Source organism: Dulcicalothrix desertica PCC 7102, from assembly GCF_003991905.1.
Classification (GTDB): Bacteria; Cyanobacteriota; Cyanobacteriia; order Cyanobacteriales; family Nostocaceae; genus Dulcicalothrix; species Dulcicalothrix desertica.
The window spans coordinates 221681-222085 of the sequence record NZ_RSCL01000019.1 but is presented as its reverse complement, the minus strand read 5'-3'; the positions used below and the strand labels follow the sequence as shown (position 1 = coordinate 222085).

Genomic DNA, 405 nt, shown 5'->3' with positions numbered 1-405 from the left:
GAACGAGTCTACGACACTTCGATTTATTGCCAGTTGATGCGAGCAAACGAGATGCTTGTCAAAACTAATATGCAGCGTCTTACCAAACAAGCAAATACTTCCGCAACTATAGCGCAAGAGAAAAACTCAGTTGATGTAAAGTCTTTGCTTAACATCAAAAAATCTATCGCCGCGCAGGAAGAACTTTATGAAGGTGCCGTTCCTATCCATATAGGTATTGTGTTTTTAGTTCATCGCCAAAGCCGTGAACAGCTAGATGAAGCTTGTCGTTACTTACAATCGTGCTTCTTGCGTCCAGCGTGGGTTGTAAGAGAAACAGAATATCCTTGGCGGATTTGGCTACAAACTTTTCCTATAACTTGGGAACGTTTGATGACTGCTCCATTTAATCGGCGCCTAGTTTAT

Annotated in this window: 1 pseudogene; it reads left to right on the top strand. The window is 42.0% G+C overall.

Going from position 1 to position 405, the window contains the following annotated elements:
• Positions 1-405, top strand: a pseudogene (locus DSM106972_RS34370) (hypothetical protein); the annotation flags it as partial.